This window comes from Novispirillum itersonii subsp. itersonii ATCC 12639, assembly GCF_000381985.1.
GTDB lineage: Bacteria > Pseudomonadota > Alphaproteobacteria > Rhodospirillales > Rhodospirillaceae > Novispirillum > Novispirillum itersonii.
In genome coordinates, this window is record NZ_KB907337.1 from 468,757 (window position 1) to 494,159 (window position 25,403).

The following is a 25,403-nucleotide window of genomic DNA, read 5'->3' on the forward strand; positions in this document are numbered from 1 at the left end:
GCTGACATTCCCCCGGCCCACCCCCGGGCAAAGATGAGGACGGCATGGCCGAAGAAGAAGGCAAAGCGCCAATTATCATCAAACGCATCAAGAAGGGCGGCCATGCCGCCCACGGTGGTGCGTGGAAGGTTGCATACGCTGACTTCGTGACGGCGATGATGGCGTTCTTTCTGCTGCTGTGGCTGTTAAACTCAGTTACGGAAGAGCAGCTGCAGGGTATTTCCAACTACTTCGCGCCGACGGCCGTATCGCAGAGCCCCAGTGGCGCCGGGGGTATTCTTGGTGGTCAGGTTATTGGTGAAGGGGCGTCGGAATCCCGCTCCTCATCCCCCGCCACCAGCATGAATCTGCCGCCGACCACGGTTGGTTCCGGCGGGTCAGAATTCACTGATCCGCAGGAAGGTCAGTCGGACAAAAAGCAGGATGCATCCGCAGACTTCAACAACAGCGAGAACGCCAAGTCCGTCGCCGCTGAACTGAAGGATCAGGATCAGGCCAAAAAGCTGGAAGCGGAACTGAAGCAGGCGCTTCAGGCTTTGCCGGAACTGAAGGCCCTGCAGAACAGCCTGATGGTGGACACCACCCCGGAAGGGGTCCGGATTCAGATCATGGATCAGGAACAGGTTCCGATGTTCCCCGCCGGATCGTCGGCGATGTATGAGCGGACCAAGCAGCTTTTGTTGCTGGTCGGAAAAGTCATCAAACTTCTGCCACAGCAGATTGCGATTGCCGGTCATACCGACGCCATGAGCTTCAGCGACCCGACCGGGTACGGCAACTGGGAACTGTCCGCCGACCGCGCACTGGCAGCCCGCCGCGTTCTTCTTTCGGGCGGCGTTGCCGACCAGCGGATCAACCGGGTTTCCGGTAAGGCCTCGGCAGAGCCGATGCTGAAGGAAAACCCCGACAGCCCGCGCAATCGCCGGATCAGCATCATTCTGCTGCGGGACAATCCGATCCCTGATGGCGCCCCGGATGCCCGGGGCCCGATCCCCAGTATCCTGAAAAGCAACTGATCTGTATCAGATTCTGAAAGCCCGGCCGAAAAGGTCGGGCTTTTTTGATGGAAGGCTTTCCCCCTCCCCCTAGTTCCGTAGCACTGGTTTACAAATGCAGGGAAGCAAGCCCATAGTGAGGGAACAACCGGTTCGGGAAGGCAGATAAAAGGCTGCGATATGGAACACTTACCCCTTCTCAGACCTCACTTCTTTTTCACGACCGCGCCGATGCCCTGCCCGTATCTGGAGGGCCGGATGGAACGGAAGATCGTGACGGAACTGAACGGCAGCGATGCCCGGGGCTTTCATGATCAGCTCTCCCGCGCCGGTTTCCGCCGCAGTCACTCCATCGCCTATGCTCCGGCCTGCGTCGGCTGCAATGCCTGCGTCCCGGTCAGGGTGGTGGCATCCGGGTTTAAGATGAACCGCACCTTCCGCCGCCTGTGGGACCGGAACGCCGACCTTAAGGCCCGCATTGTCCCGGCCCGGGCGACAGCCGAACAGTACCGCCTGTTCAATGCCTATCAGGAAAGCCGGCACACCGGCAGCGACATGGCGCTGATGGGGTTTTATGACTACAGGGCCATGGTAGAGGACAGCCCGATCGACACCGGTCTGGTGGAGTTTCGCGACGCCACCGGCAGCCTGAAAGCCGTCTGCCTGATGGACCGGATGGATGATGGCGTTTCCGGGGTTTACAGTTTTTACGAAACCGTTGATCCCACACGCAGTTTTGGCACGTACGTCATCCTTTGGCTGATCCGCACCGCTCTGGCACAGGGCCTGCCCTATGTCTATCTCGGCTACTGGATCGCCAACAGTCGTAAGATGGCTTACAAAACGCGGTTTCAACCCCTGGAAACCTATGGGCCGGGTGGATGGAGCCCCATGATGTCAAGCTCTTAACGCTTTCCCAGCGTAAGACTCTGGCATTGCCCGAAACAATCTTTCATTTATACTGTCTGCGAAGCATTCTGACTGCCAATCCCGTTGCGGCAGATTGGAATTCTGTTTCGCCCATAATATCCCGAGGAAACGTCTGACATGAAACGTCGCGAATTTTTGAAGGGTGCTACCGTCGGTGGGGCCGGTGCCGTTGTTGCCGCCGCCGCAGCCTTCCCGGCCCCGGCTATTGCGCAGACCATGCCGGAAATTAAGTGGCGCCTTGCCTCTTCTTTCCCGAAGAGCCTGGACACCATTTATGGTGGCGCAGAAGTGATGGCGAAGTACGTCAGCGAAGCCACTGACGGCAAGTTCCAGATCCGTGTTTTTGCCGGTGGCGAGCTGGTGCCCGCCCTGCAGGTGGTCGATGCCGTGCAGGCCGGGACCGTCGAAATGGGCCATACCGTTTCTTACTATTACGTCGGTAAAGATCCGACCTTCGCCTTCGCCGCCGCTGTGCCGTTCGGCCTGAACGCCCGCCAGCAGAATGCGTGGATGTATGAAGGCGGCGGGATGCCCCTGCTGCGTGAATTCTTTGAAGGCTATAACCTCATCAACATGCCGTGCGGTAATACCGGTGTGCAGATGGGTGGCTGGTTCCGCAAGGAAGTGAAGACTCTTGCTGACCTGCAGGGCCTTAAGTTCCGTATCGGTGGTCTGGCCGGTCGTGTGATTTCCAAGCTTGGTGTTGTTCCGCAGCAGATCGCGGGCGCTGACATCTACCCGTCGCTGGAAAAAGGCACCATCGACGCCGCCGAGTGGGTCGGCCCGTACGATGATGAAAAGCTGGGCTTCAGCAAGGTTGCGCCGTTCTACTACTATCCCGGCTGGTGGGAAGGTGGCCCGAACGTTGATGCCTTCATCAACAAGCAGCAGTTCGAAACCCTGCCGAAGCATTATCAGACCATCCTGAAGATGGCCTGCGACCACGCCAACATCGCCATGCAGGCCCGCTATGACGTGGTGAACACTCAGGCCATGAAGCGCCTGATCGGGGCTGGCACCCAGATCCGTCCGTTCTCGAAAGAAATCATGGAAGCGTCTTACAAGGCCGCCCATGAGCTGTACGACGAGCTGGCGGCGACCAACCCGAAGTGGAAGAAGATCTACGAACAGTGGAAGCCGTTCCGTGATGATCAGGTCTCCTGGTGGCGCGTGGCGGAGTTCAACTACGATGCCTTCATGGGCGCTATGTTTGCCCGCAAGTAAGCCTCTCCGCTTAGGAGAGAGCGCCGAAACCCCCGCCCCTTCCGGGCGGGGGTTTTTCTTTGTCTTGATGGCAAACATCTGAGGCAACCCCGAGGGTTCCGTAACGGAATCCGCAGCCGGTTGCAAAAAATGTATACAAGAAATTCAATTTCGCACTTTCACTTTAAAGCTCATAACCAATTGATTAAAATAGATTTTTTATATGTGTCTGATTTTTCTCCTCACGCCTCAGCCCGGAAAAAAATTCAGCTTAATCCGCGCGCTCTCTTTCCTGATGAAAAAAGATCTAGCACAGACATTCATCAGAAAATGAAACTCATTAAAATCAGCCAATTATCGGGTTTTGGCCTTACCATTTAACCATTGCAACCATAGCCAGCTTGCTTATAATCCAAGCCATACCGTATGCGCACACCTGCAATGCAGAATAAGAATAGTGCGTATGCAGAAATGCAAAAAATGTGTTCAAAAAATGAACCTCCATGGCTTCACAAAGCAAGGGAACGCCTAAATGAAACGTCGTGAATTTCTGAAGGGCGCCGCCGTCAGCGGTGCCGGTGCCGTCGTCGCTGCCGCCGCCTCTTTCCCCAAGCCCGCGATCGCCCAGTCGATGCCGGAACTGAAATGGCGCCTTGCCTCTTCCTTCCCGAAGAGCCTTGACACCATCTATGGGGCTGCGGAAACGATGGCCCGCTTCGTCAACGAAGCCACCGATGGAAAGTTTCAGATCCGCGTGTTTGCGGGGGGGGAACTGGTTCCCGCGCTGCAGGTTCTGGATGCTGTGCAGGCCGGAACTGTCGAGATGGGGCATACCGCCTGTTATTATTACGTCGGTAAAGATCCGACCTTCGGCCTTGCCACGGCTGTTCCGTTTGGCCTGAACGGCCGCCAGCAGAATGCCTGGCTGTATCAGGGCGGCGGGATGCAGGTGCTGCGTGAGTTTTTTGCTGAATACAACAGCGTCAACCTGCCGTGCGGTAATACCGGCGTGCAAATGGGCGGCTGGTTCCGGAAAGAAGTGAAGACGCTGGCCGATATGCAGGGCCTGAAGATGCGCATCGGCGGCCTTGCCGGTCGTGTCGTCGCCAAGCTGGGCGGGGTTCCGCAGCAGATCGCCGGGGCTGACATTTACCCGTCTCTGGAAAAAGGCACCATTGATGCCGCCGAGTGGGTCGGCCCCTATGACGATGAAAAGCTGGGCTTCAACAAGGTCGCGCCGTACTACTACTATCCGGGCTGGTGGGAAGGTGGCCCGACCCTTGATGCCCTGATCAACAAGCAGCAGTGGGAATCCCTGCCGAAGGCCTATCAGTCAGTCCTGACCGCCGCCGCCGCCTATGCCAATACCGACATGCAGGCCCGCTACGACGCGCAGAACCCGGCGGCCCTGAAGCGCCTGATCGGTTCCGGGACCCAGATCCGTCCGTATTCCAAGGAAATCATGGAAGCCGCGTATAAGGCAGCCCATGAGCTGTATGACGAGCTGTCGGCCACCAACCCGAAGTGGAAAAAGGTCTACGACAACTGGAAGCCCTTCCGCGACGATCAGGTGTCCTGGTTCCGGGTTGCTGAATTCAACTACGACGCCTTCATGGGGGCGATGTCAGTCCGCAAATAATTCATCCCCCGTGCCCAACAGCCCCCGCGCCGACCAGCGCGGGGGTTTTTCTTTGACTAAAATCTCTTTCCCGCCTTCACCCAAAACCGGCCCATAAAAAAACACCCCGCAGTCTGGCTGCGGGGTGTTCAGGGTCAGATGACAGCCGTCATCAGTTTTCATACGGGTTGGAAGAACCGCCACCGTAATCAATTTCCGGCACCTGAATGGTGATGGTGCTGGTATCGACCTTTTCGTGCTTATCCAGACCGGCTTCGACCAGCTCAGGGAAGGCGATGACGATACCGACCATGATCAGCTGAATGATCACGTAAGGCACCGCACCCCAGTAAATCTGACCGGTGGTCACTTTACCGATCTTCTTGCCGGTGATCTTGTCCAGATAATCAGCCTTCGGGGCCACACTGCGCAGATAGAACAGGGCAAAACCGAACGGCGGATGCATGAACGAGGTCTGCATGTTGATGCCCAGCAGCACCCCGAACCAGATCAGGTCAATGCCCAGCTTATCGGCCACCGGGGCCAGCAGCGGGATAACGATGAAAGCCAGCTCGAAGAAGTCGAGGAAGAAGGCCAGCAGGAAGATCATGATGTTAACCACGATCAGGAAGCCGACTTTCCCGCCCGGCAGGCTGGTCAGCAGGTGTTCAACCCACAGATCGCCGTTGACCGCCCGGAACACCAGACCAAACACGGTGGCACCGACCAGAATGAACACCACAAACGCGGTGAGCTTGGTGGTCGAGTCCATCGCCTGCTTCAGCAGCGAGAAGCTGAGCTTGCGCTTCATCATCGCCAGAATCAGCGCACCGGCCGCCCCCATGGCACCGCCTTCCGTCGGGGTGGCAATCCCGAGGAAAATGGTCCCAAGCACCAGGAAGATCAGCACCAGCGGCGGTACCAGCACAACCAGCGCCTTGATCAGCAGCTTCATGCCACGGTCAGTCCGCGCTTCAGGCGGCAGGGCCGGGGCATAGCTGGGACGGAAGATGGTCACCAGCACAATGAAGCCGACATAGAACATGGTCAGCGTCAGCGCCGGAATGATCGCACCGGCATACATATCGCCAACCGACCGGCCAAGCTGGTCAGCAACAATGATCAGCACCAGACTGGGCGGAATGATCTGCGCCAGCGTGCCGGAGGCGGCAATAACGCCGGAAGCAATCCGACGGTCATAGCCATAGCGCAGCATGATCGGCAGGGAGATCAGGCCCATGGAGATCACCGACGCGGCCACGACCCCGGTGGTGGCGGCCAGCAGGGCCCCCACGAAAATCACCGCGAACGCAATGCCGCCACGGATCGGCCCGAAAAGCTGCCCGATGGTATCAAGAAGGTCTTCCGCCATCCCTGACCGTTCAAGGATCAGCCCCATGAAGGTAAAGAACGGAATGGCCAGCAGGGTATCATTCGCCATGATGCCGAAGACACGCTCCGGCAAGGCCTGAAACAGGATCGGGTGCAGCAGCCCCAGCTCAATCCCGATCAGGCCGAACAGCATGCCGTTGGCGGCAAGCGCAAAGGCAACCGGAAAGCCGCTGAGCAGGAACATCACCAGCACAACGAACATAATCGGTGCCAGATTGGCAGCGAGAAATTCCATTATTTCGCTCTCCTGTCCGGCGTTACGGCTTCTGGGCCGCGGTCAGGTCTTCGGCCTCATCAACCGAAGGCGGATGACCGCCATGACCGCCCGGCAGCTCGGCCAGATGGCCGGTGAGGAAGGCGACGCGCTTGATGATTTCCGAAATGGCCTGCAGGGTCAGCAGACCGAACCCGGCCGGAACCAGCAGGCGGGCCGGCCAACGGATCAGCCCCCCGGCATTGCTGGACATTTCCATCGAGTGGAAGGAGTTCATGAACACCGGCCACGACAGAACCAGAATCAGCCCGGCCATCGGCAGCAGGAAGAACAGCGTCCCGAAGATATCAAGCCAGGCATGCCCGCGCGGAGACAGCCGGTGCGACAGGATATCAATGCGGATATGTTCATTCCGCAGATGGGTATAGCCAGCCCCCAACAGGAAGATACCGGCAAACAGATACCACTGCGCTTCCAGCCAGGCGTTAGAGCTCATGCTGAAGGTGTAGCGGATGGTGGCATTGCCGGAACTGATCACCACAGCGATCAGAACCAGCCAGGTTACGGCCTTGCCAACCGTCTCATTAAGACGGTCGATAAGCCGACTGAAGAGCAATAGCAGGGACACAGTGCCTCCTCCCAGTCACGGCAGAACCATATGTATTCAGGATATGCGCGGATTTTTCCGTCGCGGATCACCAACAGATCCACCCTGTATACACATGGTCAGACCACTTTTCCAGACAGCATCATCGAAAAAGCAGCCGAGGCATGTCAAAAAAACACTTGTCTTACCCGTCAAACCGGTTGCTGCGCGGGAAGCCGGTCGGGGGTAGCTTCCCCTGTGTGCCCCGCGCCGCCAGCCACGGCCCAAGGTCATTTTCTGTACGGATCTGCTCACCCCGCAGATAGCTCAGGCCGAATGCGACCGTGAACACTTTAATGTCAGAAACGCCGCCATCCTTATATTTTTGCAGGATAACGCCGCGCCCCTTGGCCATCACCGGCACCTCATCCAGCGCGAAAACCAGCAGCTTCCGGTTCTGACCGATGATGGCGACCGTATCCCCTTCCACCGGCAGGCAGAAGGCGGCGACCTCCCCTTCATCCCCCAGCGTCATGATCTGCTTGCCCGCTTTGGTCTGGGCAACAACATCATCCTCAGCGATCCGGAAACCGCGCCCGGCACTGCTGGCCAGCAGAAGCTGCCGCCCCGGACGGTGGACCAGAAACTTGGCCACATCCGCATCATTGGGCAGATCAATCATCAGGCGCAGGGGCTCGCCAAAGCCGCGCCCGCGCGGCACCCGCTCCCCGGTCAGGGTGTAAAAGCGGCCATTGGTCCCCAGCACCAAAATTTTATCGGTGGTAAACGTTTTGACCGTCAACTTAAGCTGGTCACCGTCTTTGAATTTGGCGTCATCCAGATCGTCGGTATGGCCTTTGACGGCACGGATCCAGCCCTTCTCAGACAGCAGAATGGTGATCGGCTCTTTCTCGATCACCGCCTCCAGCGGCACCACCACCCCACTGGGGGCATCGGTGATATCGGTCCGGCGGCGGCCAAGGGCCGTGTGCTGGCCAAACTTCTTCTTCGACTCCTTCACCTGCACACTGATCACATGCCAGCGGCGGGCCTCATCGCCCAGCAATGCCTCCAGATCCGCCTTCTCGGCAGCCAGAGCGTCATGCTCGGTACGGATTTCCATCTCTTCCAGACGTCGGAGGGACCGCAGGCGCATATTCAGGATCGCCTCAGCCTGCACATCGGTCAGGCCAAACGCTTTCATCAGGGCAGCCTTCGGCTCATCCTCTTCCCGGATGATGCGGATCACCTCATCGAGATTGAGGTAGGCAATCAGGTAGCCGCCCAGCACCTCCAGACGGTGATCAATCTTCCCCAGCCGGTGGCGGGACCGGCGGAGCAGAACCTCGTGCCGGTGATCGAGAAAGGCCCGCAGGACCTGCTTCAGGCTCATCACCCGGGGAATGCCGTCGCCGCCCAGAACGTTCATGTTCAGACCAAAGCGGATTTCCAGATCGGTCTGACGGAACAGATGCTCCATCAGCAGATCCGGATCGACGGTGCGGTTGCGCGGCTCCAGCACAATCCGCACGTCTTCGGCGGATTCATCGCGCACGTCAGACAGCAGCGGCAGCTTTTTGGCATTCAGCAGGTCAGCGATTTTTTCAATCAGCTTTGACTTCTGCACCTGATAGGGGATTTCGGTGACCACCACCTGAAACAGGCCGTGCGACATCCGCTCAACCTCCCACCGTGCCCGCAGCCGGAAGCTGCCGCGCCCGGTGGCGTAGGCCTCGCGCACCGCCTCCGCATTTTCGGCCAGAATGCCGCCGGTCGGGAAATCCGGGCCCTTGACATAGGCCAGCAGGGCATCATCGGCACAGTCCGGCTCGCGGATCACATGCAGCAGGGCATCACACAGCTCCCCCGCATTGTGGGGGGGAATGTTGGTGGCCATCCCCACCGCAATACCGGTGGCGCCATTGGCCAGAAGGTTGGGGAAAGCCGCCGGCATGACCAGCGGCTCTTCCTCTTCACCGTCATACGTGGCGCGGAAATCGACGGCATCCTCATCAAGGCCGTCCATCAGGGCGATCGCCACCTCGGTCAGGCGGGCTTCGGTGTATCGCATCGCCGCCGCGCTGTCGCCGTCGATGTTGCCGAAGTTCCCCTGCCCTTCAATCAGCGGATACCGTACCGCAAAGTCCTGCGCCAGACGGACCAGAGCATCATAGACCGCCACGTCGCCATGCGGATGGTATTTACCGATCACATCCCCGACCACGCGGGCACACTTTTTGAACCCTGCCGCCGGATCAAGCTTCAGCAGGCGCATGGCGAACAGCAGGCGGCGGTGCACCGGCTTCAGGCCATCCCGCACATCGGGCAACGACCGGGAGACGATGGTAGACAGGGCATAGGCCAGATACCGTTCCGACAGTGCATCCTTCAGCGGCTGCTGACGGATTTCGTCTCTGGGCTGCGCAGTGGTCATTGGATGCCCCTCATTCACACATCATCACATCACATCGGGCAGCACGACGCAGCGTCGCCCTGCCCTTTCAAAAACGCACTATATAGTCTGTTCCCGATGTGTCCCGTCAATCGGGGACGCAAACTTTCTTCGCCGAAGCGGCAAAATTATGCCCCGTCGCCGCCGGAACGCCCCGCCAGCCGGTGGATCAGCATGGCGCGGGCCTCCGGCAGATCCTGCCGCCCCGGCAGCAGGGCATGGCGGCGCAGGAAGTGGCCGGTCAGGGACAGCCCCTGACCCAGACTGAGCCGGTCCGCCGGGCCGGACAGCAGACAGTCTGGCCTGAGAAACGCCGGTAATGGCAGAAGCCGGTCGCGGTAAACACCGGCCCCGGCCTCAGAAACCGCCCGCCCGGTACGGGGGGAGACATAGCGCAGATCCGCTGCCGTGCCGGTGACCGCGCAACAGGTCAGATCCAGCCCGAAGCCAAGCCCGGTCAGCAGGGCCATCTCCCACTGCACATACACTTCCAGCGGTGTCCCGTCCCGCAGGGCAGAGAGCAGCGCCAGCGTGGCATCGTACAGGTCAGGTACCGGCACCCGCTCCGTGACCGTGCTTTCCAGCACCGCACAGGCGGATGACAGGGCCAGAAGGCGGTCAGGATCAGACAGAAGATCAGGAGCGATCGCTTCAAGAGGCTCAAAACTCAGGGTCCCGAGCTGGTCTTCCAGCCGGGCCCGCCAGTCAGCAACGCCAATGGTCCCCGGCTCCAGCTGGGCACGGGAGCGGCGGCTTCCGCCCCCCCGGACCAGACCGGACTGGCGGCCATGGGATGATGTCAGCACCGAAACCACGGCATGGGCTTCCCCATGACGGCGCACCCGCAGGACAATTCCGGCGTCACGCCATTCCATGGCAACCTCTCATCCGGCCCTCATCCGGCCCTCAGACGTCGAAGTCGAGGCCCCATTCACCGTAATGGCCCCGGTCATCAGTCCAGTTTTCCTGAACCGAGACATGCAGGAACAGATGCACCCGACGCTCCAGCAGGTTTTCCAGCTCTTCGCGGGCGGCGGCACCAATGGAACGGATCTTCGCCCCACCCTTGCCCAGCACGATCATCCGCTGGCTGTCCCGCATGACCACGATGGTCTGCTGGATCTTCACGGATCCATCGGTACGCTCTTCCCAGCTGTCGGTATGCACCGCAATGCTATACGGCAGTTCCTGATGCAGCAGCAGGAACACCTTTTCGCGGGTCAGCTCGGCAGCCAGCAGGCGCTGCGGCAGGTCAGAGACCTCATCTTCGGGGAACATCCACGGCCCGGCAGGGGCGTTGGAGCCCAGATAATCCAGCAGAGCCCCGATCCCGTCCTCTTTCAGGGCGGAGATCATGAACACCTCACCGAAAATACCTTCCTCATTCAGGCTGGCAGCCAGAGCCAGCAGGGTCGACCGTTCCACCAGATCGACCTTGTTGAGCACCAGAATGATGTCGCGCTGCCCTTCTTCCTTCATCCGGTCGATGATGGCCTGCGTGTCATCACTGACCCCGCGCTGCACATCAACCACCAGCATGGCGTGGTCGGCATCGGCCAGACCGCCCCAGGCAGCAGAGATCATCGCCCGTTCCAGCCGCCGCTTGGCGGTGCGGAAGATACCCGGCGTGTCAATAAACACAATCTGGGTTTTGCCGCGCATGCAGACGCCGCGCACCCGGGTGCGGGTGGTCTGCACCTTGTGCGACACAATGGTCACCTTGGTGCCGACAAGGGCATTGACCAGCGTGGACTTACCGGCGTTCGGGGCGCCGAGGACGGCGACGAACGAACACCGTTGCTGTTCTTGTTGTTCTTGAAGACCGGTCATGACATCAACCTTTTCAGCAGGGCCTGAGCCGCGACCTGAGCCGCCACCCTCTTAGAGTTTCCTGAAGCATTTTCAGGGGGATAGCCCTTAACGCTCACTTGAATTTTAAAGACCGGACTATGATCCGGCCCGGATGTTTCCAACGTGCTGTATTCCGGCAGCGGCAACCCGCGCTGCTGCGCCCATTCCTGAAGGGCGGTTTTGGCGTCCTTCGGCGGGGCAGCGCTTTCTTCCAGCAGGGCCACCCAGTGCGAGCGGATGAACCCCTGCGCCGGGGCCAGCCCACCATCCAGATACAGCGCCCCGATCACCCCTTCACAGGCGTCGGCCAGCAGACCGGCATTGCAGCGCCCGCCGGCATCCTCTTCCCCCCGCGACATCCGCAGAAAAGCGGCAAGACCGATCTTTTCCGCGACGCGGGCGAGGGATTCCTTCCGGACCAACGCGGCATGGCGGCGGGCCAGCGCCCCTTCCGCCTCATCCGGAAAGCGGCTGTACAGCAGATCGGCAATCACCAGACCCAGGACCCGGTCGCCGAGAAACTCAAGCCGTTCATTATGGCTGCTGCCCCGGCCATTGCCATAACTGCGGTGCGTCACCGCCAGCTGCAGCAGGGACAGATCAGAAAACGTATGCCCAAGGGCTTCCGCCAGCGGAGCCAGAGACTGCTTCATTGCGGGGCCTGCCCCAGATCACCGCCCTTGCGCAGGCTGTTGAACAGCCGCTCCCAGCGGATCGACGACGGCCACTTCCACAGTTCCCAGATGCGCGCGGCACCATTGGTTGAGAAGAACAGAACTTCCGCGCGGCCGACAAAATTATCAACCGGCACAAACCCGACATCCGCCCGGCTGTCAGCCGAATTGTCGCGGTTATCGCCCATCATGAAGTAATGCCCGGCCGGAACCGTATATTCCGGGGTATCATCATAGGGGCCATGATCGGTCACTTCGATGATGCGGTGACGGATATCCCCCGGCAGCGTTTCCACATACTGGGCGAACCGCAAGACGTTGCCGCGCGGGTCGACGTAGACATAATCCTCGATCCGCTCCCGCGGCACTTCCGCCCCGTTCAGGAACAGGCGGCCGCCCTTCATCTGCACCCGGTCACCCGGCAGGCCGATCACCCGCTTGATGTAATCAACACCGGTATCGCGCGGCAGCTTGAACACCGCGACATCGCCCCGCTCCGGCGCGCTTTCCAGCACCCGGCCTTCAAAACCGGGAACGCCAAACGGCAGGGAGAAGCGGCTGTAACCGTAAGAGTATTTAGAAACAAACAGATAATCGCCGATCAAAAGATGCGGAATCATCGACCCTGACGGGATATTAAACGGCTCGAAGGCGACGGTCCGGACCAGCAGGGCGACGACAACCGCATACACCACCGTCCGAATGGTTTCCCCGATACCGCCGGGTTTCTTGCTCGACATCCTGATCGCTTCTCTTGCTCTTGTTCCAACCACACAACCCGGCAAACCGCCGGAACCGTTTTTAAAGTCTCTGCCCCGGACATGCGGGGGACGGGCCGGGGATTATGCCCCCTCAACACCCTGCCGGGCCAGATCCATCCGCTGGCGCATCCCGGCGATCGCGTCCGGCAGGCCGACAAAAATCGCTTCCCCGATCAGAAAATGACCGATGTTCAGCTCCCGGATGGTCGGAATCGCCGCAACCGGCCCGACAGTATCATAACTCAGGCCATGCCCGGCATGACATTCAAGCCCGATTGCCTCAGCATGGGCGGCGGCACGGACAATCCTGCCGAGCTCCCGGTCACGCTCCGTCCCTTCCGGAGCATCACAGTAACTGCCGGTATGCAGCTCCACCACCGGCGCGCCAATGGCGCGGGCGGCATCAAGCTGCCGGGGGTCCGCCTCAATGAACAGAGAAACACGGATCCCGGCGGCAGCCAGCTCTGCCACCATCGGCGCCAGACGGTCACGCCCGCCGATCACATCCAGACCGCCCTCAGTCGTCCGCTCTTCCCTTTTCTCGGGAACCAGACAACATGCATGCGGCCGATGCCTCAGCGCAATCTCCATCATTTCACGGGTCGCCGCCATCTCAAAATTTAAAGGACGGGAAATTGCATCCATCAGCCGGGTAATATCGCTGTCGATAATGTGCCGGCGATCCTCGCGCAGATGCGCAGTGATTCCGTCAGCCCCTGCATCAATGGCAAGAAGCGCTGCCCGGACCGGGTCAGGGGCAATTCCGCCACGGGCATTCCGCACTGTGGCCACATGGTCAATATTGACACCAAGGCGCAACTTTTCCGACACGCGACCATCCTCCGTTCTGCCCGGCCCTTCCCCGGGGCACGCCCCCAAGGACGCGCCTGCGATACGACCCTGCCCAGATTATGCTGAACCGGATCTTAAAGGGCCGAAACTCCATCCTCTCCGCGCAGTCCGCATTACCCTCCGCGCAGGCGGACAATCCGGAAAGCGTCAGAGACGCAAATATCCTGAGACGCAGAGATATTGTACCGTTGCCCGCCTGTCCAGCCCGGCCTTACACCGCCCGATGGGCAAAAGCGCACCAGCACTGTTGCATGGCAGCAACAGATGGTGAAAAGTTGATAGAGGCGCAGCCCCTATGTCCGCGTTTTCCTTGTATCTCGGGTCTGCATCTTTAAGATGGCTTCAGTTTTCGACGTTCCGCGTGGGGAGTTACCACTATGCGTTCCATTAAGGTTCTGGTTACGGCGGGTCTACTCGCCGCTCTGCCGGCCGCCGCCCAGGCCGAATGGTATCTGGGTGCCGATGTCGGCCTCGGCTATCTGGAAGATTCTGACAGCACCATCGCCGGTCAGAGCTTCACCAGCGAATTCGACTGGGGTCCGGTTGTTCTCGGTCAGCTGGGGTATTCCTTCGGCCGCTTCAAGCTCGAAGGCGAACTCGGGTACCGCACCAACGGTGTTGATGCCGTGAAGAACAGCAGCGGCACCACTGTTGATTCCAGCGGTGACGTGTCCTCGTTCTCCACCATGGCCAACGTCGTTTACGACCTGATGCCGGACAGCAAGTTCCATCCGTTTATCGGTGCCGGTATCGGTGCCGCTGACGTGATGGTTGACGGTGGCCGGGTCGGCACCTTTACGTCCAAAGACGAAAACAACTGGCAGTTCGCCTATCAGGGCTTCGCCGGTGTCGGCTATGACCTGGACGACAACTGGACCCTGAAGGGCCAGTATCGTTACTTCGCCACCACCGACTACGACGTGACCGCCACCACCGGCGAGAAGTTCGATGCCGAGTACAAGCAGCATGCTGTGCTGGTCGGTCTGACCTACCGCTTCAACACCCCGGCTCCGGCCCCGGTTGCGGCTGCTGCCCCGGCTCCGGCCCCGGCTCCGGCTCCGGCCCCGAAGGTTGCTCCGCCGCCGAAGAACTACATCGTGTTCTTCGACTTCAACAAGTCTGACCTGACCCCGGAAGCCGTGGCGATTCTGACCGAAGCCGCTGCCGCCATTAAGAAGGGCCAGCTGACCTCCGTCGATCTGACCGGTCACGCTGACCGTTCCGGCTCCGACGCCTATAACCAGAAGCTGTCCCAGAAGCGCGCTGACGCCGTTCTGGCCTTCCTGGTGAAGCAGGGCGTTTCGGCGAAGGACATCAACGTGTCCGCCAAGGGCGAGAGCATTCCGCTGGTGTCGACCCAGGACGGCGTGCGCGAGCCGCAGAACCGTCGCGTCGAAATCAAGCTGCCGAAGTAATTCGGACGCTCTGGTCTCTGACTGTGGAAAACCCCGCTTCGGCGGGGTTTTTCATTTTGAGGATGAGCCTGTCAGAGTTCAGATCCCTGACACCAAAAAGGGGCCGATCCATCAGATCGGCCCCTTTTCCGGCACCCCAGTATCGGCCTGTCTGTCAGATCCCGATCGCCATGCGATACAGGGTCAGCAGCTGCTCTTCTTCTTCAAGTTCATGCGGCTGCTTCTTGCGCAGGCTGATGACCTTCCGGATGATCTTCGTATCATAACCCATTGATTTTGCCTCTGAATAAACATCTTTAATGTCAGAGGCGATATTGGCTTTTTCTTCTTCAAGGCGCTCGATGCGCTCAATGATGGAACGCAGCTGCTCCGCAGCCGAGTTGTCCATGGTTTCCATTTTATATCCCTTTATGCGCGGGTCTCGAATTTCAATCCCGTGTAAACCTCAACCCGCCGCCGGGGTCAAGGATAACAATCACAGCAGCAGATCCCGCCCGGTTTCAGCGATCAAAAACTCGGCGACCGCCTGCAATGCCTCGGCATCATTCCGCCCTGCGGCCAGCGCCGCCTGATAGACCGCCACCTGCCGGTGCGCGCTGGTTCCACGCTGTAAAATGGTCCGGCATCCGTTCAGCTCCGCCTGACAGCCCAAGGCCTCGGCATCCTCCCCGATCAGCTGGAACAGCTCCTCCAGAAGATCCGCATAGGGCACGATCCGCCCTTTCCCAAAATCGACCAGCCCCTCATCAGTGCCATACCTTTGGGCCCGCCAGCGGTTTTCTTCCACCAGCATATGGGCATACATCCGCCAGCGCTGGTTCGACCGCCGCAGGCGCCACAGCATCCGCAGAATGCAGACATACAGGGCTGCGACAGCCGCCGCGTCATCAACGGTGGTGCAGACATCACTGATCCGCATTTCCAGCGTCGGAAACCGGCAGGACGGGCGGACATCCCACCACAGCTTGCTGGCATCCTGTATCAACCCGGCTTCAACCAACACATTCACATGGCGCTGGTATTCCCCCCAGCTATGGAACTGTTCCGGCAGGCCGGTGCGCGGCAGCTCCTTAAAGACCGACAGCCGGTAGCTTTTCAGCCCGGTGTTCCGGCCCCGCCAGAACGGTGATGAGGTTGACAGCGCCAGCAGATGCGGCAGGAAATAGCTCATCTGACTCATCAGATCGATGCGCAGATCAGGGTCTTCGATCCCGACATGCACATGCATACCGCAGATCAGCAGCCGCCGGACCGGGGCCTGCAGATCCTGCGACAGAGCATTATAACGCTCCCCATCGGTATGCTTGACAGAATCCCATTGAGCAATCGGATGGGTGGAAGCCGCCACCGGGGTCAGGCCATAATGGCCACAGACCTCAATCGCCCGGTGCCGCAGCTTGCCAAGGGCCCGGCGGGCTTCGCCGACCGTTGTACAGACAGGGGTCCCGACTTCCAGCTGCGAGCGCAGGAATTCCGGGCTGAACGTGCCGAAGTCAATCGACTGCCCGCATTCTTCAGGCATCCCTTCCGGCGGGTCGATCGCCAGTTCGCCGGTTGCCCGGTTGACCAGAAAATACTCTTCCTCAATCCCGACGGTAAAGCGCGGCTCGGCGTGCATCAGCGTACCCTCAGAAGTGAACCACCTGATGAAGATCGCCGCGCCCGAGCAGCGGATCAAGCACCGTCGCCAGACGCCCGGCCCACAGGGTTGTACCGGCATCATCGCCGATCAGATCCTGCCGGATTTCCAGCCCGACATGGGCCAGTCCGGCGGCTGTGGCGTGGGCATCCATCGTATAGGCGCTGTCCTTGCCGCTGTAGGGCTCGTTCAGGCCGAAAACCACCTCGGGGTAAGCCTGCCGGAATCCTTCCGCCATCGCCTGCGTCAGGCGCTCATCCCGGTTAAACAGAAAACCGAGGTGCCACGGGCGGGGCTGACCGCTGCGCATGCAGGGGGTGAAACTGTGTACCGAAATAATCACCGGCGGCGTCTGCGGCTGACGCCGCCAGATATGGGCCAGCGTATCGCCGATCGCGCGGTGATACGGCCAGAAGATTTCAGCGGTCCGGGCTTCCTCCGCCACTTCACTCAGGCCCTGATTGCCCGGCACCGGGGTGGTATCAGACACCGGCGGGATCGAGGTGGGATCTCCGGGCTGACGGTTGCAGTCAATCACCAGCCGGGAATACTGGCACAGCACCGCCGGAGCATTCAGCAGCGCCGAAAGCTTCCGGGTCACATCCGCCGCGCCGATATCCCAGCCGATATGGCGGCTCAGCTCATCCTGCGTTAACCCCAGATCTCCCAGCGCCCGGGGGACCCGGCGGCTGGCATGGTCGCAGACCAGCAGCAGCGGCGCCGCCCCTTCCGGGCAAAGCACCTCAAAAGGCTGCGGCTCATCCTCTGCCAGAAGAGACGGGGCGGCGGGATGGGCGGATAAGGACGGACCGTTCATGAAACACGCTTCCTGCATTCGGGGCCGGGGGAAAACGCCGGACCCTGAGAAAATATGATATCCTCTGCCACAACAGGCGGGGAGCCGTTCCCACCCTGTGTAAAATGTGTTCCGCCCCGGAGCAAGAGGGAGAACGGATTACACCCCTGTGCCACCCACCCACGCGGATAGGTTCCTTTTGTTTGAATTGATGTTCGATTTTGATCAAAATTGATCATCCGTAATATTATTACACCGCTCCCGACTGTTTTTCTGCGAATTTTCGGTGACACCATTTTCCAAGAAAGGCAAATATCCAATTGAAATTAAACAATTTATACCAATATAAGCAAAATCGAGAAACGACCGCCCACCCCAACGGGCAGCTCGCCAGCGGAGGGTTTATCTGCTAAGACATTGATACAACATGTAATAAAATTACCTGCAGTGGACACCACGGCCAGCACCCTGAGATGCCCCCTTGGTACGCCGTTGATCGCCACCGCTGACTGCTCACTGGAAACGGACTTAGAACCACCCCATGAAGCGCGACCGCCACGCCAAGATCATTGCCACCCTCGGCCCCGCCAGCTCTACACCGCAGGCCATTGAAGCCCTGTTCCGCGCTGGCGCCGACGTCTTCCGGCTGAACTTCAGTCACGGCACCCATGACGATCATCGCGCCCGCTATGAGATGATCCGACAGGTGGAAGCCTCGATCGGGCGTCCGATCGGCATTCTGCTTGACCTGCAGGGGCCGAAGCTGCGCGTCGGCCAGTTTGCCGCCGGTAAGATCGAACTGGCCCCCGGTCAGGAATTCCGTTTCGACATGGATAAGACGCCCGGTGACGAAACCCGCGTCTGCCTGCCGCACCCGGAAATCTTTGCCGTGATTCAGGTGGGGACCGAGCTGCTGCTCGATGACGGTAAGATCCGCGTCCGGGTGGAACACCACGGCGCTGATTATGCCAACGTGCGCGTTCTGACCGGTGGCCCGCTGTCTGACCGTAAGGGCCTGAACGTGCCGGGTGAAGCCCTGCCGATTTCCGCCCTGTCCGATAAGGACCGCAGCGACCTTGAGTTCGGCCTGTCGCTGGGCGTTGACGTGGTCGCCCTCAGCTTTGTGCAGCGGCCGGAAGACGTTGCCGAAGCCCGCAAGCTGGTTGCCGGGCGGGCCCTGATTCTGTCGAAACTGGAAAAGCCGCAGGCCATCGACTTCCTTGACGAAATCGTTGAACTGTCCGACGCCATCATGGTCGCCCGTGGTGATCTGGGCGTGGAATGCCCGCCGGAAGTGGTGCCGATCCTGCAGAAGCGGATTATCGAAACCTGCCGCCATCAGGGCAAGCCGGTGGTGGTCGCCACCCAGATGCTGGAAAGCATGATCAATGCCCCGGCCCCGACCCGCGCCGAAGCGTCTGACGTTGCCACCGCCGTCTATGACGGTGCTGACGCTGTCATGCTGTCCGCCGAAACAGCCTCCGGCAAATATCCGCTGGAAGCCGTGTCGATCATGAACAAGATCATCTGCAGCGTGGAGCGGGACAGCTACTACAAGCGGATCATGGAAACCCGCGCCGAAGAGCCGGAAACCACCGCCGCGGATGCCATCTGCGCCGCGGCCCGGCAGGTTTCCGCCACCATCGGCGCCAAGGCCATTGTCACCTTTACCTCTTCAGGCTCCACCACCCTGCGGGCCGCCCGCCAGCGCCCGCCGGTGCCCATCCTCAGCCTGACCGCCGACATTAAGGTCGCCCGACGGATGGCGCTGGTCTGGGGGGCTCACGGCGTGGTCACCGCCGATATTTCCTCTTTCGCTGATATGGTCCAGAGCGGTTGCCGCCTCGCCCACCGCGATGAATTTGCCCATGCCGGGGAACGGGTGGTCATCATCGCCGGGGTTCCGTTCGGCACCCCCGGCACCACCAATATTCTGCGGATTGCGTGGATTTCTGATCAGCACTGACCGGATCATCCCGGGGCGCTTTCAGAAAGAGCGGACAATAATGTATGCAGCGGCCCCACTCCCTGAGCGGGGCCGCTGTGTTTTTCCCGCACCCTCAATCGTCAAACAAAAGCAAAAGGGCCACCCCATGATGGATGGCCCTTTTGACATACCCCCAGAGAAAGACAGGCAAGCTGCTTACTGGGTCTTCTTCTGCTGCTCCGCAGCAGGCTTGGCGGCGGGCTTTGCCTCGGTCTTGGCCTTGGCATCCTTCGGCGGGGTCTTGGAGGCATCCGCCACCTTGACCGGCTTTTCCGGGGACTTCTTCGGGGCTTCAGCCTTCCGCTGCTCAGTCTTCACGCAGCGGCCAACCTCTGCCGGGAAGGCGATGGTTTCGCGGGCCAGATCATCGACCTGATTAGCCGGCAGCGACGCCGCCTTCTGCAGCAGCTCCATATTGGTTTCGCAGTACCCGAGCTGGGTCTGCGCCTGATTGGAAGCATCGTTGGCAAGCCGGGTGATGAAACGGTCAAACTGACGGGAGCTGTCGCCGCCGTAAGCCTTCTGGAACAGGGAGCGCAGGCTTTGCGCATTGCCCGACAGCACAGAGTTATGCTTGTTGACATAAGCGCCGTAGGTATCACGCATGCCGGTGCCATCATCACACTTCAGCGCGGCCACCATCAGCTGCACATGCATCTGACGGATCTGCACAGCGGTCCGGTCCGAGGCCGACATACAATCCCCCGAGGACGCCAGAGCCGGAACGGCAACCGCCGACAGAGAGGCAGCAACGAGCATGGCACGGGCCACGGATTTAATGGTCATCGGAATCACCTGCGCTTACCGGGTGGAAATACAGCCCTTCTCGGCTTTCCTTTTACATGACTTTTACGCGCCTGCAACCACCCACCGGCACCAATTTGCGTCAAATCCGCAGGAACAGGGGAAACCCCGGTTATTTCGGCACCACCCATCGTCGGCGGCGATTGCCGGGGCAGACACCAACGCAGGCAGACACCCCACAAACACCCGGCCCACCCCCAGCTTCCGCTTGCCCCTGCCCCCCGGCATGTTTATTGTTCATCCCCTTCAACCACCACTCCACGACCCAACGGAGTTCACCATGCTGTTGCAAGGGTCCATTACAGCCCTCATCACCCCGTTCACCGCAGACGGTGCTATTGACGCCAAGGCCTTCCAGGACTTTGTCGCCTGGCAGATCGCCGAAGGCACAGACGGCGTCGTGCCGGTCGGCACCACCGGGGAGTCTCCTACCCTCAGTCATGACGAGCACAAACGGGTCGTGGAACTGTGCATCGAAGTGGCTAAAGGCAAGGTGCCGGTGATCGCCGGGTCGGGTGCCAACAGCACCCACGAAACCATTGACCTGACCCGCCATGCGCAGGAAGCAGGCGCCGATGCGGCGCTGCTGGTGGTTCCCTATTACAACAAACCGACGCAGGAAGGGCTGTATCAGCACTTCAAGGCGGTTCATGATGCCACCGACATTCCGCTGGTCCTGTATAATATTCCGGGCCGCAGCGTTGTTGATATGTCGGTTGAGACGATGAAGCGTCTGGCAGACCTGCCGCGCATCGTCGGCGTCAAGGATGCCACCGCTGACCTCGCCCGCCCGCTGCGCACCCGCGTGGTGATCGGGACTGAGTTCATTCAGCTGTCCGGTGAAGACGCCACTGTCACCGCCTTCCTCGCGCAGGGCGGCCACGGCTGCATCTCCGTCACCTCGAACATCGCGCCGCGCCTGTGTGGCGATCTGCACGATGCCTGGGCGGCCGGGGACTATGCAAAGGCGTTTGAAATCCGTGACCGCCTGATGGCGGTCCATGATGCCATGTTCTGCGAAACCAGCCCGGCCCCGGTGAAGTACGCCGCCAGCCTGCTCGGTAAGTGCAGTGATTATGTCCGCCTGCCGATGCTGCCCGCATCGGAAGGGGCCCGCGCCAAAGTGCGCGCCGCCCTGGAACAGGCCGGGCTTCTGTAACCCGTAAAACAAAGGTTTATCTGTACGTTATGTCTGGCAGCGGCCTCATTACCACGGGCACCGTCGCGCAAAACCGGCGCGCCCGTCATGATTTCTCGATCATCGAGACCTTCGAGGCCGGGATCGTGCTGACAGGGACTGAAGTAAAGTCCCTGCGGCACGGCCGCGCCAACGTTGCCGAAGCCTTTGCCGGCCGGAAGGACAGCTATACGCCGGAAATCTGGCTGTACAATGCCTATATCCCGGAATATCAGTCCAAAAGCCCGTTCAGCCATGAAACCCGCCGTCCCCGTAAGCTGCTGATGCACCGGCGGGAGCTGCGGCGCCTGCTGCTGGCCGTTGCCCGTGACGGAATGACCCTTGTGCCGATGTCGCTGTACTTCAACGACCGCGGCATCGCCAAGGTGCAGATCGGGCTGGCTAAAGGTAAAAACAAGATCGACAAGCGTGAGTCGATCAAGGAACGCGACTGGAACCGCCAAAAGCAGCGCCTGATGCGGGATAAAGGCTGACCGCCTGCCCTTGCCCGCGCATGCAATCAAGGCATGGCCCGTCTGGGACCATGCCTTTTTTCTGTCTGCATCACAGGTGCGTGATCCCCTCCGTTCCGGGCTGGATCTTCGCCAGCTCTGTGGCACTGTCATAGATGACCCCACGCCAGTGAGCCTGCCGATGCCAACAGATCCTCCGCCACCGACAAAACTGACTGCCACAAAAACCACTTGGGCCGAAAACCGGCGCGGGATGGTCTCTGCCGCCTCCGGCCCTTCCCGCCTGCCCCCCGGCCAGCATCTGACCTCAGGCCTGCCGATCCTTGATCTTGGGACCCAGCCTAATCTGGTCCCACGGGACTGGTCCCTGACCACTGGCGGTCTGGTCGCCACACCGCTGCGCTGGTCCTGGGACGATCTGCTCCGTCAACCCCAGACCACCCTCACGGCTGACATCCATTGCGTGACAGCGTGGAGCAGTTACGACAACACCTTCACCGGGGTTTCCTTCCGGCATGTGCTGCGGCAGATGCAGCCTAAGGCCGGGGCAACCCATGCCATGCTGCGCGGCTTTGACGGCTATTCCACCAATCTGGCCCTGACAGATCTTGACCGCGACGATGTGCTGATCTGCCATAGCTGGAATGGCAAGCCCCTGCCCCGCGAGAACGGCGGCCCGGTGCGGCTGCTGGTGCCCCATCTGTATTTCTGGAAAAGCGCCAAATGGCTGCGGCACATCACACTGATGGACCGCGATCAGCCCGGTTACTGGGAAGCGCGCGGCTATCATATGCGGGGTGACCCGTGGAAACAGGAGCGGTACGGCGACTGACAGCACCGTACCGCCCGCCACGGCGGATCTGTTTATCCCGCGTTTTTCTGCAAGGCAGGCAGAAGGCCGGCCATAACGGTCTCGAACATCTCAACCGTCAGACGGCCGGTGTTCACGTTATAGCGGGAGGTATGGTAGGTATCAGCCAGAACCAGACCGCCCGGCAGGCTATGCCGCGCTCCGTGGGCAAAAGCATAGTCAGCCTTGCGCAGGCCAAGCGTACTGAGGACCGCATCATGGGCAATCCGGCCAAGAGCCAGAATCACCCGCAGACGCGGCATTGACGCAATCTCATCCTTCAGGAAAGGACGGCAGGTTTTCTGCTCCAGCGGGGTCGGCTTGTTTTCGGGCGGCACACAACGCACCGCGTTAGTGATCCGCGCCGACAGCAGACGCAGACCATCCTGCGGATCAGCCCGGAACTGCCCGTCAGCCAGACCGAACTTCAGCAGTGCAGGATACAGCAGCTCTCCGGCGTAATCCCCGGTAAAGGGCCGCCCCGTGCGGTTGGCTCCCCGCAGGCCGGGGGCCAGCCCAACCACCAGCAGCCCGGCGGTCAGGGGCCCGAAAGACGGCACCGGGGCGTTGTGCCAATCCGGCTGCGCCGCCCGGTGTCCGGCAATGAAATCAGCCAGACGCGGACACAGGGCGCAGTCACGCCCCGGCCCGGAGAAAGAAACCGCAGCAGACATCACGTCCCTCAGACCGCGTCATCAGCGGCAGGCTGGGCAGTGGCCGCAGACACCACCACAGCCGGGCGGTCGCTGCGGTCTTCATGATTGACCCGATAGTTCTGGCGGGCGATCACCGGCTCCAGCATCTGAAGCTCCAGAAAACTGTCAGCCTGACGGCGCAGTTCGTCAGCGACCATCGGCGGCTGGGACTTTATCGTCGAAACGACGGTCGCCCGCACGCCTTTGCGCTGCACCGCCTCCACCAGACGGCGGAAATCGCCATCACCGGAGAACAGAACGATGTGGTCAACATGTTCGGCCATTTCCATCACATCAATGGCCAGCTCGATATCCATGTTGCCCTTGACCTTGCGGCGGCCGGTGGCATCAGTAAATTCTTTGGTCGGTTTGGTGACCATGGTGTAGCCGTTGTAATCCAGCCAGTCGACCAGCGGGCGGATCGGCGAATACTCCTGATCCTCCACCAGCGCCGTATAATAAAAGGCGCGGATAAGCTGCCCCTTAGCGGCAAAAAGATCCAGCAGGCGCTTGTAATCAATATCAAATCCCAGAGACCGCGCAGCGGCGTAAAGATTGGCCCCATCAATGAAAAGGGCAATCTTTTCCTGCGGATAGAAGATCATGTTTTAACTCCGGCGCAATATGCATTGTTTGCGAAAACAGGTTTCCGAAAAACGGCGGCGTCCCGGTCAGGGGCCCACAAAACAGATCGGGGGACCATGGAGGAGTGGCGCGCCACAATAAAACCGGGCTTTGCGGATGCCATCTGCCGCCCCAATCAAAATCCCGGGCGGATCATCAGACAGCCCCGCCTCTCGGCCCGGGCCCCTTCTTCACTACAGAAGGCTTCTTCTGTTATAGGGATCAAAGGCACGCGGTCAAGGCCGGAGACCCCTCTTTTCATCCTCCTGTACCGCTGATAGACAGTATTTTCTGCCGCATCACCCCTCCGGCACACGCTATTAACGATCACAGGGAAAATACACCACCATGAAACTGGTCGCCGTCGGCGCCAATCTGCCCAGCCGCTTTGGCACCCCGCAACAGGCCTGCCAGTCTGCCCTGACCCGGCTGGAGGCTGACGGTGACATTCAGATCCTCACCCGCTCCGGCTGGTGGGAGACCGCACCGGTCCCGGTCTCTGACCAGCCGTGGTATGTCAACGGCGTGGCGCAGATTGAAACCACCCTGCCGCCCGAAGCCCTGCTGGCCCGCCTGCATGCGGTGGAGGCAGAGATGGGGCGGGTGCGTACCGTCACCAATGCCGCCCGGGTGATCGACCTTGACCTGATCGCCTATGATGACCGCCGCCTGGACGGGGCAGTGGTGTTGCCCCACCCCCGCCTGCACCAGCGGGCCTTTGTGCTGGCCCCGCTGTGCGATTTCGCCCCCGGCTGGGTCCATCCCGGCCTTGGCCAGACGGCGGAAGCCCTGCTGAACGCCCTGCCCGCCGCCGACCGCGCCCCGGCCGCAATCCGCCGCGCGGCTGAAGAATAACATTAACAGGATGCGGGCTTGCCTTTTGGCGGAACTGAGGGTATACAGCGCCTCTTGCAATATATTCCTGCGTCCAGGTTCCGGGAGTTTCCCCTATGGCTCGAGTTACCGTCGAGGACTGCGTCCTCAAGGTTCCCAACCGCTTCGATCTGGTGCTGCTGGCTGCCCAGCGTGCCCGCGAAATTTCCTCCGGCGGCGCCCTGACCGTGGACCGCGACAACGACAAGAACCCGGTCGTTTCCCTGCGTGAAATCGCTGACGAAACCGTCAGCGTTGAAGTTCTGCGCGAAGCCGTGGTGCAGAGCCTGCAGAAGCACGTTGAAGTGGACGAGCCGGAAGAAGACGATTTCGACAATCTGTCCCTTGACGTGGTTGGCGAACTCAGCGCCATGGTCGTCAACGACGCCGATGACGACACCCTGACCATCCAGGACGAGCCGGACTCCGGCCCGATGGAAACCGAAGAGTAATCCTGACCGGCTCAGCGCCGTACAGGGTCGAATGAAAAAAGCCGGGTGCATGTCGCCCGGCTTTTTTATTTTCAAGCTCTTGCAGGATAC

25 protein-coding genes are annotated in these 25,403 nt (G+C 60.4%); 11 read left to right on the forward strand and 14 right to left on the reverse strand.

All coding sequences use genetic code 11. The features are described 5' to 3' along the window. Positions 1-44 precede the first annotated feature (44 nt). The 4 genes from G365_RS0102185 (at position 45) to G365_RS0102200 (ending at position 4,767) form a co-directional block, all read left to right on the forward strand. Complete coding sequence (locus G365_RS0102185) at positions 45-1,016, forward strand: flagellar motor protein MotB (protein ID WP_019643862.1); 972 nt, start codon at positions 45-47, stop codon at positions 1,014-1,016. 159 nt (positions 1,017-1,175) lie between these two features. Then, complete coding sequence (locus tag G365_RS0102190) at positions 1,176-1,904, forward strand: arginyltransferase (protein ID WP_026345019.1); 729 nt, start codon at positions 1,176-1,178, stop codon at positions 1,902-1,904. A gap of 138 nt (positions 1,905-2,042) precedes the next feature. Then, complete coding sequence (locus G365_RS0102195; RefSeq protein WP_019643864.1) at positions 2,043-3,149, forward strand: TRAP transporter substrate-binding protein; 1,107 nt, start codon at positions 2,043-2,045, stop codon at positions 3,147-3,149. Positions 3,150-3,660: 511 nt separating this feature from the next. Further along, entirely contained in the window at positions 3,661-4,767 is a 1,107-nt protein-coding gene (locus G365_RS0102200) for a TRAP transporter substrate-binding protein (protein WP_019643865.1), read from the forward strand. 151 nt (positions 4,768-4,918) lie between these two features. Here the strand turns inward: G365_RS0102200 and G365_RS0102210 are convergent, their stop codons facing one another. From G365_RS0102210 to G365_RS0102245, 8 genes are all read right to left on the reverse strand, one after another. Further along, the gene (locus G365_RS0102210) at positions 4,919-6,373 is read right to left on the reverse strand and encodes a TRAP transporter large permease (RefSeq protein WP_019643867.1); all 1,455 of its coding nucleotides are present in this window, start codon (positions 6,371-6,373) and stop codon (positions 4,919-4,921) included. 22 nt (positions 6,374-6,395) lie between these two features. Further along, positions 6,396-6,980, reverse strand: coding sequence for a TRAP transporter small permease subunit (locus G365_RS0102215; RefSeq protein ID WP_043741079.1), 585 nt, complete (start codon positions 6,978-6,980; stop codon positions 6,396-6,398). A gap of 163 nt (positions 6,981-7,143) precedes the next feature. Then, positions 7,144-9,372 (reverse strand): DNA topoisomerase IV subunit A, encoded by a 2,229-nt coding sequence (gene parC, locus G365_RS0102220; protein WP_019643869.1) that lies wholly within the window; start codon positions 9,370-9,372, stop codon positions 7,144-7,146. Positions 9,373-9,518: 146 nt separating this feature from the next. Beyond that, positions 9,519-10,265 carry a DNA repair protein RecO gene (recO, locus tag G365_RS0102225; RefSeq protein ID WP_019643870.1) on the reverse strand — a complete coding sequence of 249 codons (747 nt, stop codon included), beginning with the start codon at positions 10,263-10,265 and terminating at the stop codon, positions 9,519-9,521. A 31-nt stretch (positions 10,266-10,296) separates the two neighbouring features. Continuing rightward, positions 10,297-11,220 carry a GTPase Era gene (gene era, locus G365_RS0102230; protein ID WP_019643871.1) on the reverse strand — a complete coding sequence of 308 codons (924 nt, stop codon included), beginning with the start codon at positions 11,218-11,220 and terminating at the stop codon, positions 10,297-10,299. Next, entirely contained in the window at positions 11,217-11,894 is a 678-nt protein-coding gene (gene rnc, locus G365_RS0102235; protein ID WP_019643872.1) for a ribonuclease III, read from the reverse strand. Before rnc ends, era begins: the two co-directional genes overlap by 4 nt. Continuing rightward, entirely contained in the window at positions 11,891-12,655 is a 765-nt protein-coding gene (lepB, locus tag G365_RS0102240) for a signal peptidase I (RefSeq protein ID WP_019643873.1), read from the reverse strand. The genes rnc and lepB overlap by 4 nt, the downstream gene beginning before the upstream one ends. A gap of 102 nt (positions 12,656-12,757) precedes the next feature. Further along, complete coding sequence (locus tag G365_RS0102245; RefSeq protein ID WP_019643874.1) at positions 12,758-13,507, reverse strand: pyridoxine 5'-phosphate synthase; 750 nt, start codon at positions 13,505-13,507, stop codon at positions 12,758-12,760. 398 nt (positions 13,508-13,905) lie between these two features. Here G365_RS0102245 and G365_RS0102250 point away from each other — a divergent pair, with 398 nt between their 5' ends. Then, on the forward strand, positions 13,906-14,943 hold the full coding sequence (locus tag G365_RS0102250; RefSeq protein WP_019643875.1) for an OmpA family protein: 1,038 nt from the start codon (positions 13,906-13,908) through the stop codon (positions 14,941-14,943). A gap of 154 nt (positions 14,944-15,097) precedes the next feature. Here G365_RS0102250 and G365_RS0102255 read toward each other — a convergent pair whose 3' ends face one another. The 3 genes from G365_RS0102255 to G365_RS0102265 all read right to left on the reverse strand — a co-directional run bounded on the left by G365_RS0102255 (position 15,098) and on the right by G365_RS0102265 (position 17,399). Next, a complete protein-coding gene (locus G365_RS0102255; RefSeq protein ID WP_019643876.1) occupies positions 15,098-15,340 on the reverse strand; it encodes a DUF2312 domain-containing protein in 243 nt (80 codons plus the stop codon). Between the two features lie 78 nt (positions 15,341-15,418). Further along, positions 15,419-16,561 (reverse strand): carboxylate-amine ligase, encoded by a 1,143-nt coding sequence (locus G365_RS0102260; RefSeq protein WP_019643877.1) that lies wholly within the window; start codon positions 16,559-16,561, stop codon positions 15,419-15,421. Between the two features lie 10 nt (positions 16,562-16,571). Continuing rightward, positions 16,572-17,399 carry an N-formylglutamate amidohydrolase gene (locus G365_RS0102265; RefSeq protein WP_019643878.1) on the reverse strand — a complete coding sequence of 276 codons (828 nt, stop codon included), beginning with the start codon at positions 17,397-17,399 and terminating at the stop codon, positions 16,572-16,574. 520 nt (positions 17,400-17,919) lie between these two features. Here G365_RS0102265 and pyk point away from each other — a divergent pair. Beyond that, the gene (pyk, locus tag G365_RS0102270) at positions 17,920-19,344 is read left to right on the forward strand and encodes a pyruvate kinase (protein WP_019643879.1); all 1,425 of its coding nucleotides are present in this window, start codon (positions 17,920-17,922) and stop codon (positions 19,342-19,344) included. 177 nt (positions 19,345-19,521) lie between these two features. On the opposite strand, the gene G365_RS0102275 is transcribed toward pyk, so the two are convergent. Then, a complete protein-coding gene (locus tag G365_RS0102275) occupies positions 19,522-20,151 on the reverse strand; it encodes a hypothetical protein (RefSeq protein ID WP_019643880.1) in 630 nt (209 codons plus the stop codon). A gap of 301 nt (positions 20,152-20,452) precedes the next feature. Here G365_RS0102275 and dapA point away from each other — a divergent pair, with 301 nt between their 5' ends. The 3 genes from dapA to G365_RS0102290 all read left to right on the forward strand — a co-directional run bounded on the left by dapA (position 20,453) and on the right by G365_RS0102290 (position 22,651). Continuing rightward, the gene (gene dapA, locus G365_RS0102280; RefSeq protein WP_026345020.1) at positions 20,453-21,328 is read left to right on the forward strand and encodes a 4-hydroxy-tetrahydrodipicolinate synthase; all 876 of its coding nucleotides are present in this window, start codon (positions 20,453-20,455) and stop codon (positions 21,326-21,328) included. A 29-nt stretch (positions 21,329-21,357) separates the two neighbouring features. Further along, positions 21,358-21,840 carry an SsrA-binding protein SmpB gene (smpB, locus tag G365_RS0102285; RefSeq protein WP_019643882.1) on the forward strand — a complete coding sequence of 161 codons (483 nt, stop codon included), beginning with the start codon at positions 21,358-21,360 and terminating at the stop codon, positions 21,838-21,840. 232 nt (positions 21,841-22,072) lie between these two features. Then, positions 22,073-22,651 (forward strand): sulfite oxidase-like oxidoreductase, encoded by a 579-nt coding sequence (locus G365_RS0102290; RefSeq protein ID WP_019643883.1) that lies wholly within the window; start codon positions 22,073-22,075, stop codon positions 22,649-22,651. Between the two features lie 32 nt (positions 22,652-22,683). Here G365_RS0102290 and G365_RS0102295 read toward each other — a convergent pair whose 3' ends face one another. Beyond that, complete coding sequence (locus tag G365_RS0102295) at positions 22,684-23,343, reverse strand: uracil-DNA glycosylase (protein ID WP_019643884.1); 660 nt, start codon at positions 23,341-23,343, stop codon at positions 22,684-22,686. Positions 23,344-23,351: 8 nt separating this feature from the next. Then, positions 23,352-23,969: a LabA-like NYN domain-containing protein gene (locus G365_RS0102300; RefSeq protein ID WP_019643885.1), complete on the reverse strand. Its 618-nt coding sequence runs from the start codon at positions 23,967-23,969 to the stop codon at positions 23,352-23,354. 367 nt (positions 23,970-24,336) lie between these two features. Here G365_RS0102300 and folK point away from each other — a divergent pair, with 367 nt between their 5' ends. Continuing rightward, positions 24,337-24,843: a 2-amino-4-hydroxy-6-hydroxymethyldihydropteridine diphosphokinase gene (gene folK, locus G365_RS0102305; protein ID WP_019643886.1), complete on the forward strand. Its 507-nt coding sequence runs from the start codon at positions 24,337-24,339 to the stop codon at positions 24,841-24,843. Between the two features lie 95 nt (positions 24,844-24,938). Next, on the forward strand, positions 24,939-25,313 hold the full coding sequence (rpoZ, locus tag G365_RS0102310; protein ID WP_019643887.1) for a DNA-directed RNA polymerase subunit omega: 375 nt from the start codon (positions 24,939-24,941) through the stop codon (positions 25,311-25,313). Positions 25,314-25,403: the final 90 nt, after the last annotated feature.

Excerpts from the sequence above, each read along its gene's own strand:
- G365_RS0102185 (WP_019643862.1), top strand. The coding sequence starts at position 45 with ATGGCCGAAGAAGAAGGCAAAGCGCCAATTATCATCAAACGCATCAAG.
- G365_RS0102190 (WP_026345019.1), top strand. The coding sequence starts at position 1,176 with ATGGAACACTTACCCCTTCTCAGACCTCACTTCTTTTTCACGACCGCG.
- G365_RS0102195 (WP_019643864.1), top strand. The coding sequence starts at position 2,043 with ATGAAACGTCGCGAATTTTTGAAGGGTGCTACCGTCGGTGGGGCCGGT.
- G365_RS0102200 (WP_019643865.1), top strand. The coding sequence starts at position 3,661 with ATGAAACGTCGTGAATTTCTGAAGGGCGCCGCCGTCAGCGGTGCCGGT.
- G365_RS0102210 (WP_019643867.1), bottom strand. The coding sequence starts at position 6,373 with ATGGAATTTCTCGCTGCCAATCTGGCACCGATTATGTTCGTTGTGCTG.
- parC (WP_019643869.1), bottom strand. The coding sequence starts at position 9,372 with ATGACCACTGCGCAGCCCAGAGACGAAATCCGTCAGCAGCCGCTGAAG.
- recO (WP_019643870.1), bottom strand. The coding sequence starts at position 10,265 with ATGGAATGGCGTGACGCCGGAATTGTCCTGCGGGTGCGCCGTCATGGG.
- era (WP_019643871.1), bottom strand. The coding sequence starts at position 11,220 with ATGACCGGTCTTCAAGAACAACAAGAACAGCAACGGTGTTCGTTCGTC.
- rnc (WP_019643872.1), bottom strand. The coding sequence starts at position 11,894 with ATGAAGCAGTCTCTGGCTCCGCTGGCGGAAGCCCTTGGGCATACGTTT.
- lepB (WP_019643873.1), bottom strand. The coding sequence starts at position 12,655 with ATGTCGAGCAAGAAACCCGGCGGTATCGGGGAAACCATTCGGACGGTG.
- G365_RS0102250 (WP_019643875.1), top strand. The coding sequence starts at position 13,906 with ATGCGTTCCATTAAGGTTCTGGTTACGGCGGGTCTACTCGCCGCTCTG.
- G365_RS0102255 (WP_019643876.1), bottom strand. The coding sequence starts at position 15,340 with ATGGAAACCATGGACAACTCGGCTGCGGAGCAGCTGCGTTCCATCATT.
- G365_RS0102260 (WP_019643877.1), bottom strand. The coding sequence starts at position 16,561 with ATGCACGCCGAGCCGCGCTTTACCGTCGGGATTGAGGAAGAGTATTTT.
- G365_RS0102265 (WP_019643878.1), bottom strand. The coding sequence starts at position 17,399 with ATGAACGGTCCGTCCTTATCCGCCCATCCCGCCGCCCCGTCTCTTCTG.
- pyk (WP_019643879.1), top strand. The coding sequence starts at position 17,920 with ATGAAGCGCGACCGCCACGCCAAGATCATTGCCACCCTCGGCCCCGCC.
- G365_RS0102275 (WP_019643880.1), bottom strand. The coding sequence starts at position 20,151 with ATGACCATTAAATCCGTGGCCCGTGCCATGCTCGTTGCTGCCTCTCTG.
- smpB (WP_019643882.1), top strand. The coding sequence starts at position 21,358 with ATGTCTGGCAGCGGCCTCATTACCACGGGCACCGTCGCGCAAAACCGG.
- G365_RS0102290 (WP_019643883.1), top strand. The coding sequence starts at position 22,073 with ATGGTCTCTGCCGCCTCCGGCCCTTCCCGCCTGCCCCCCGGCCAGCAT.
- G365_RS0102295 (WP_019643884.1), bottom strand. The coding sequence starts at position 23,343 with ATGTCTGCTGCGGTTTCTTTCTCCGGGCCGGGGCGTGACTGCGCCCTG.
- G365_RS0102300 (WP_019643885.1), bottom strand. The coding sequence starts at position 23,969 with ATGATCTTCTATCCGCAGGAAAAGATTGCCCTTTTCATTGATGGGGCC.
- folK (WP_019643886.1), top strand. The coding sequence starts at position 24,337 with ATGAAACTGGTCGCCGTCGGCGCCAATCTGCCCAGCCGCTTTGGCACC.
- rpoZ (WP_019643887.1), top strand. The coding sequence starts at position 24,939 with ATGGCTCGAGTTACCGTCGAGGACTGCGTCCTCAAGGTTCCCAACCGC.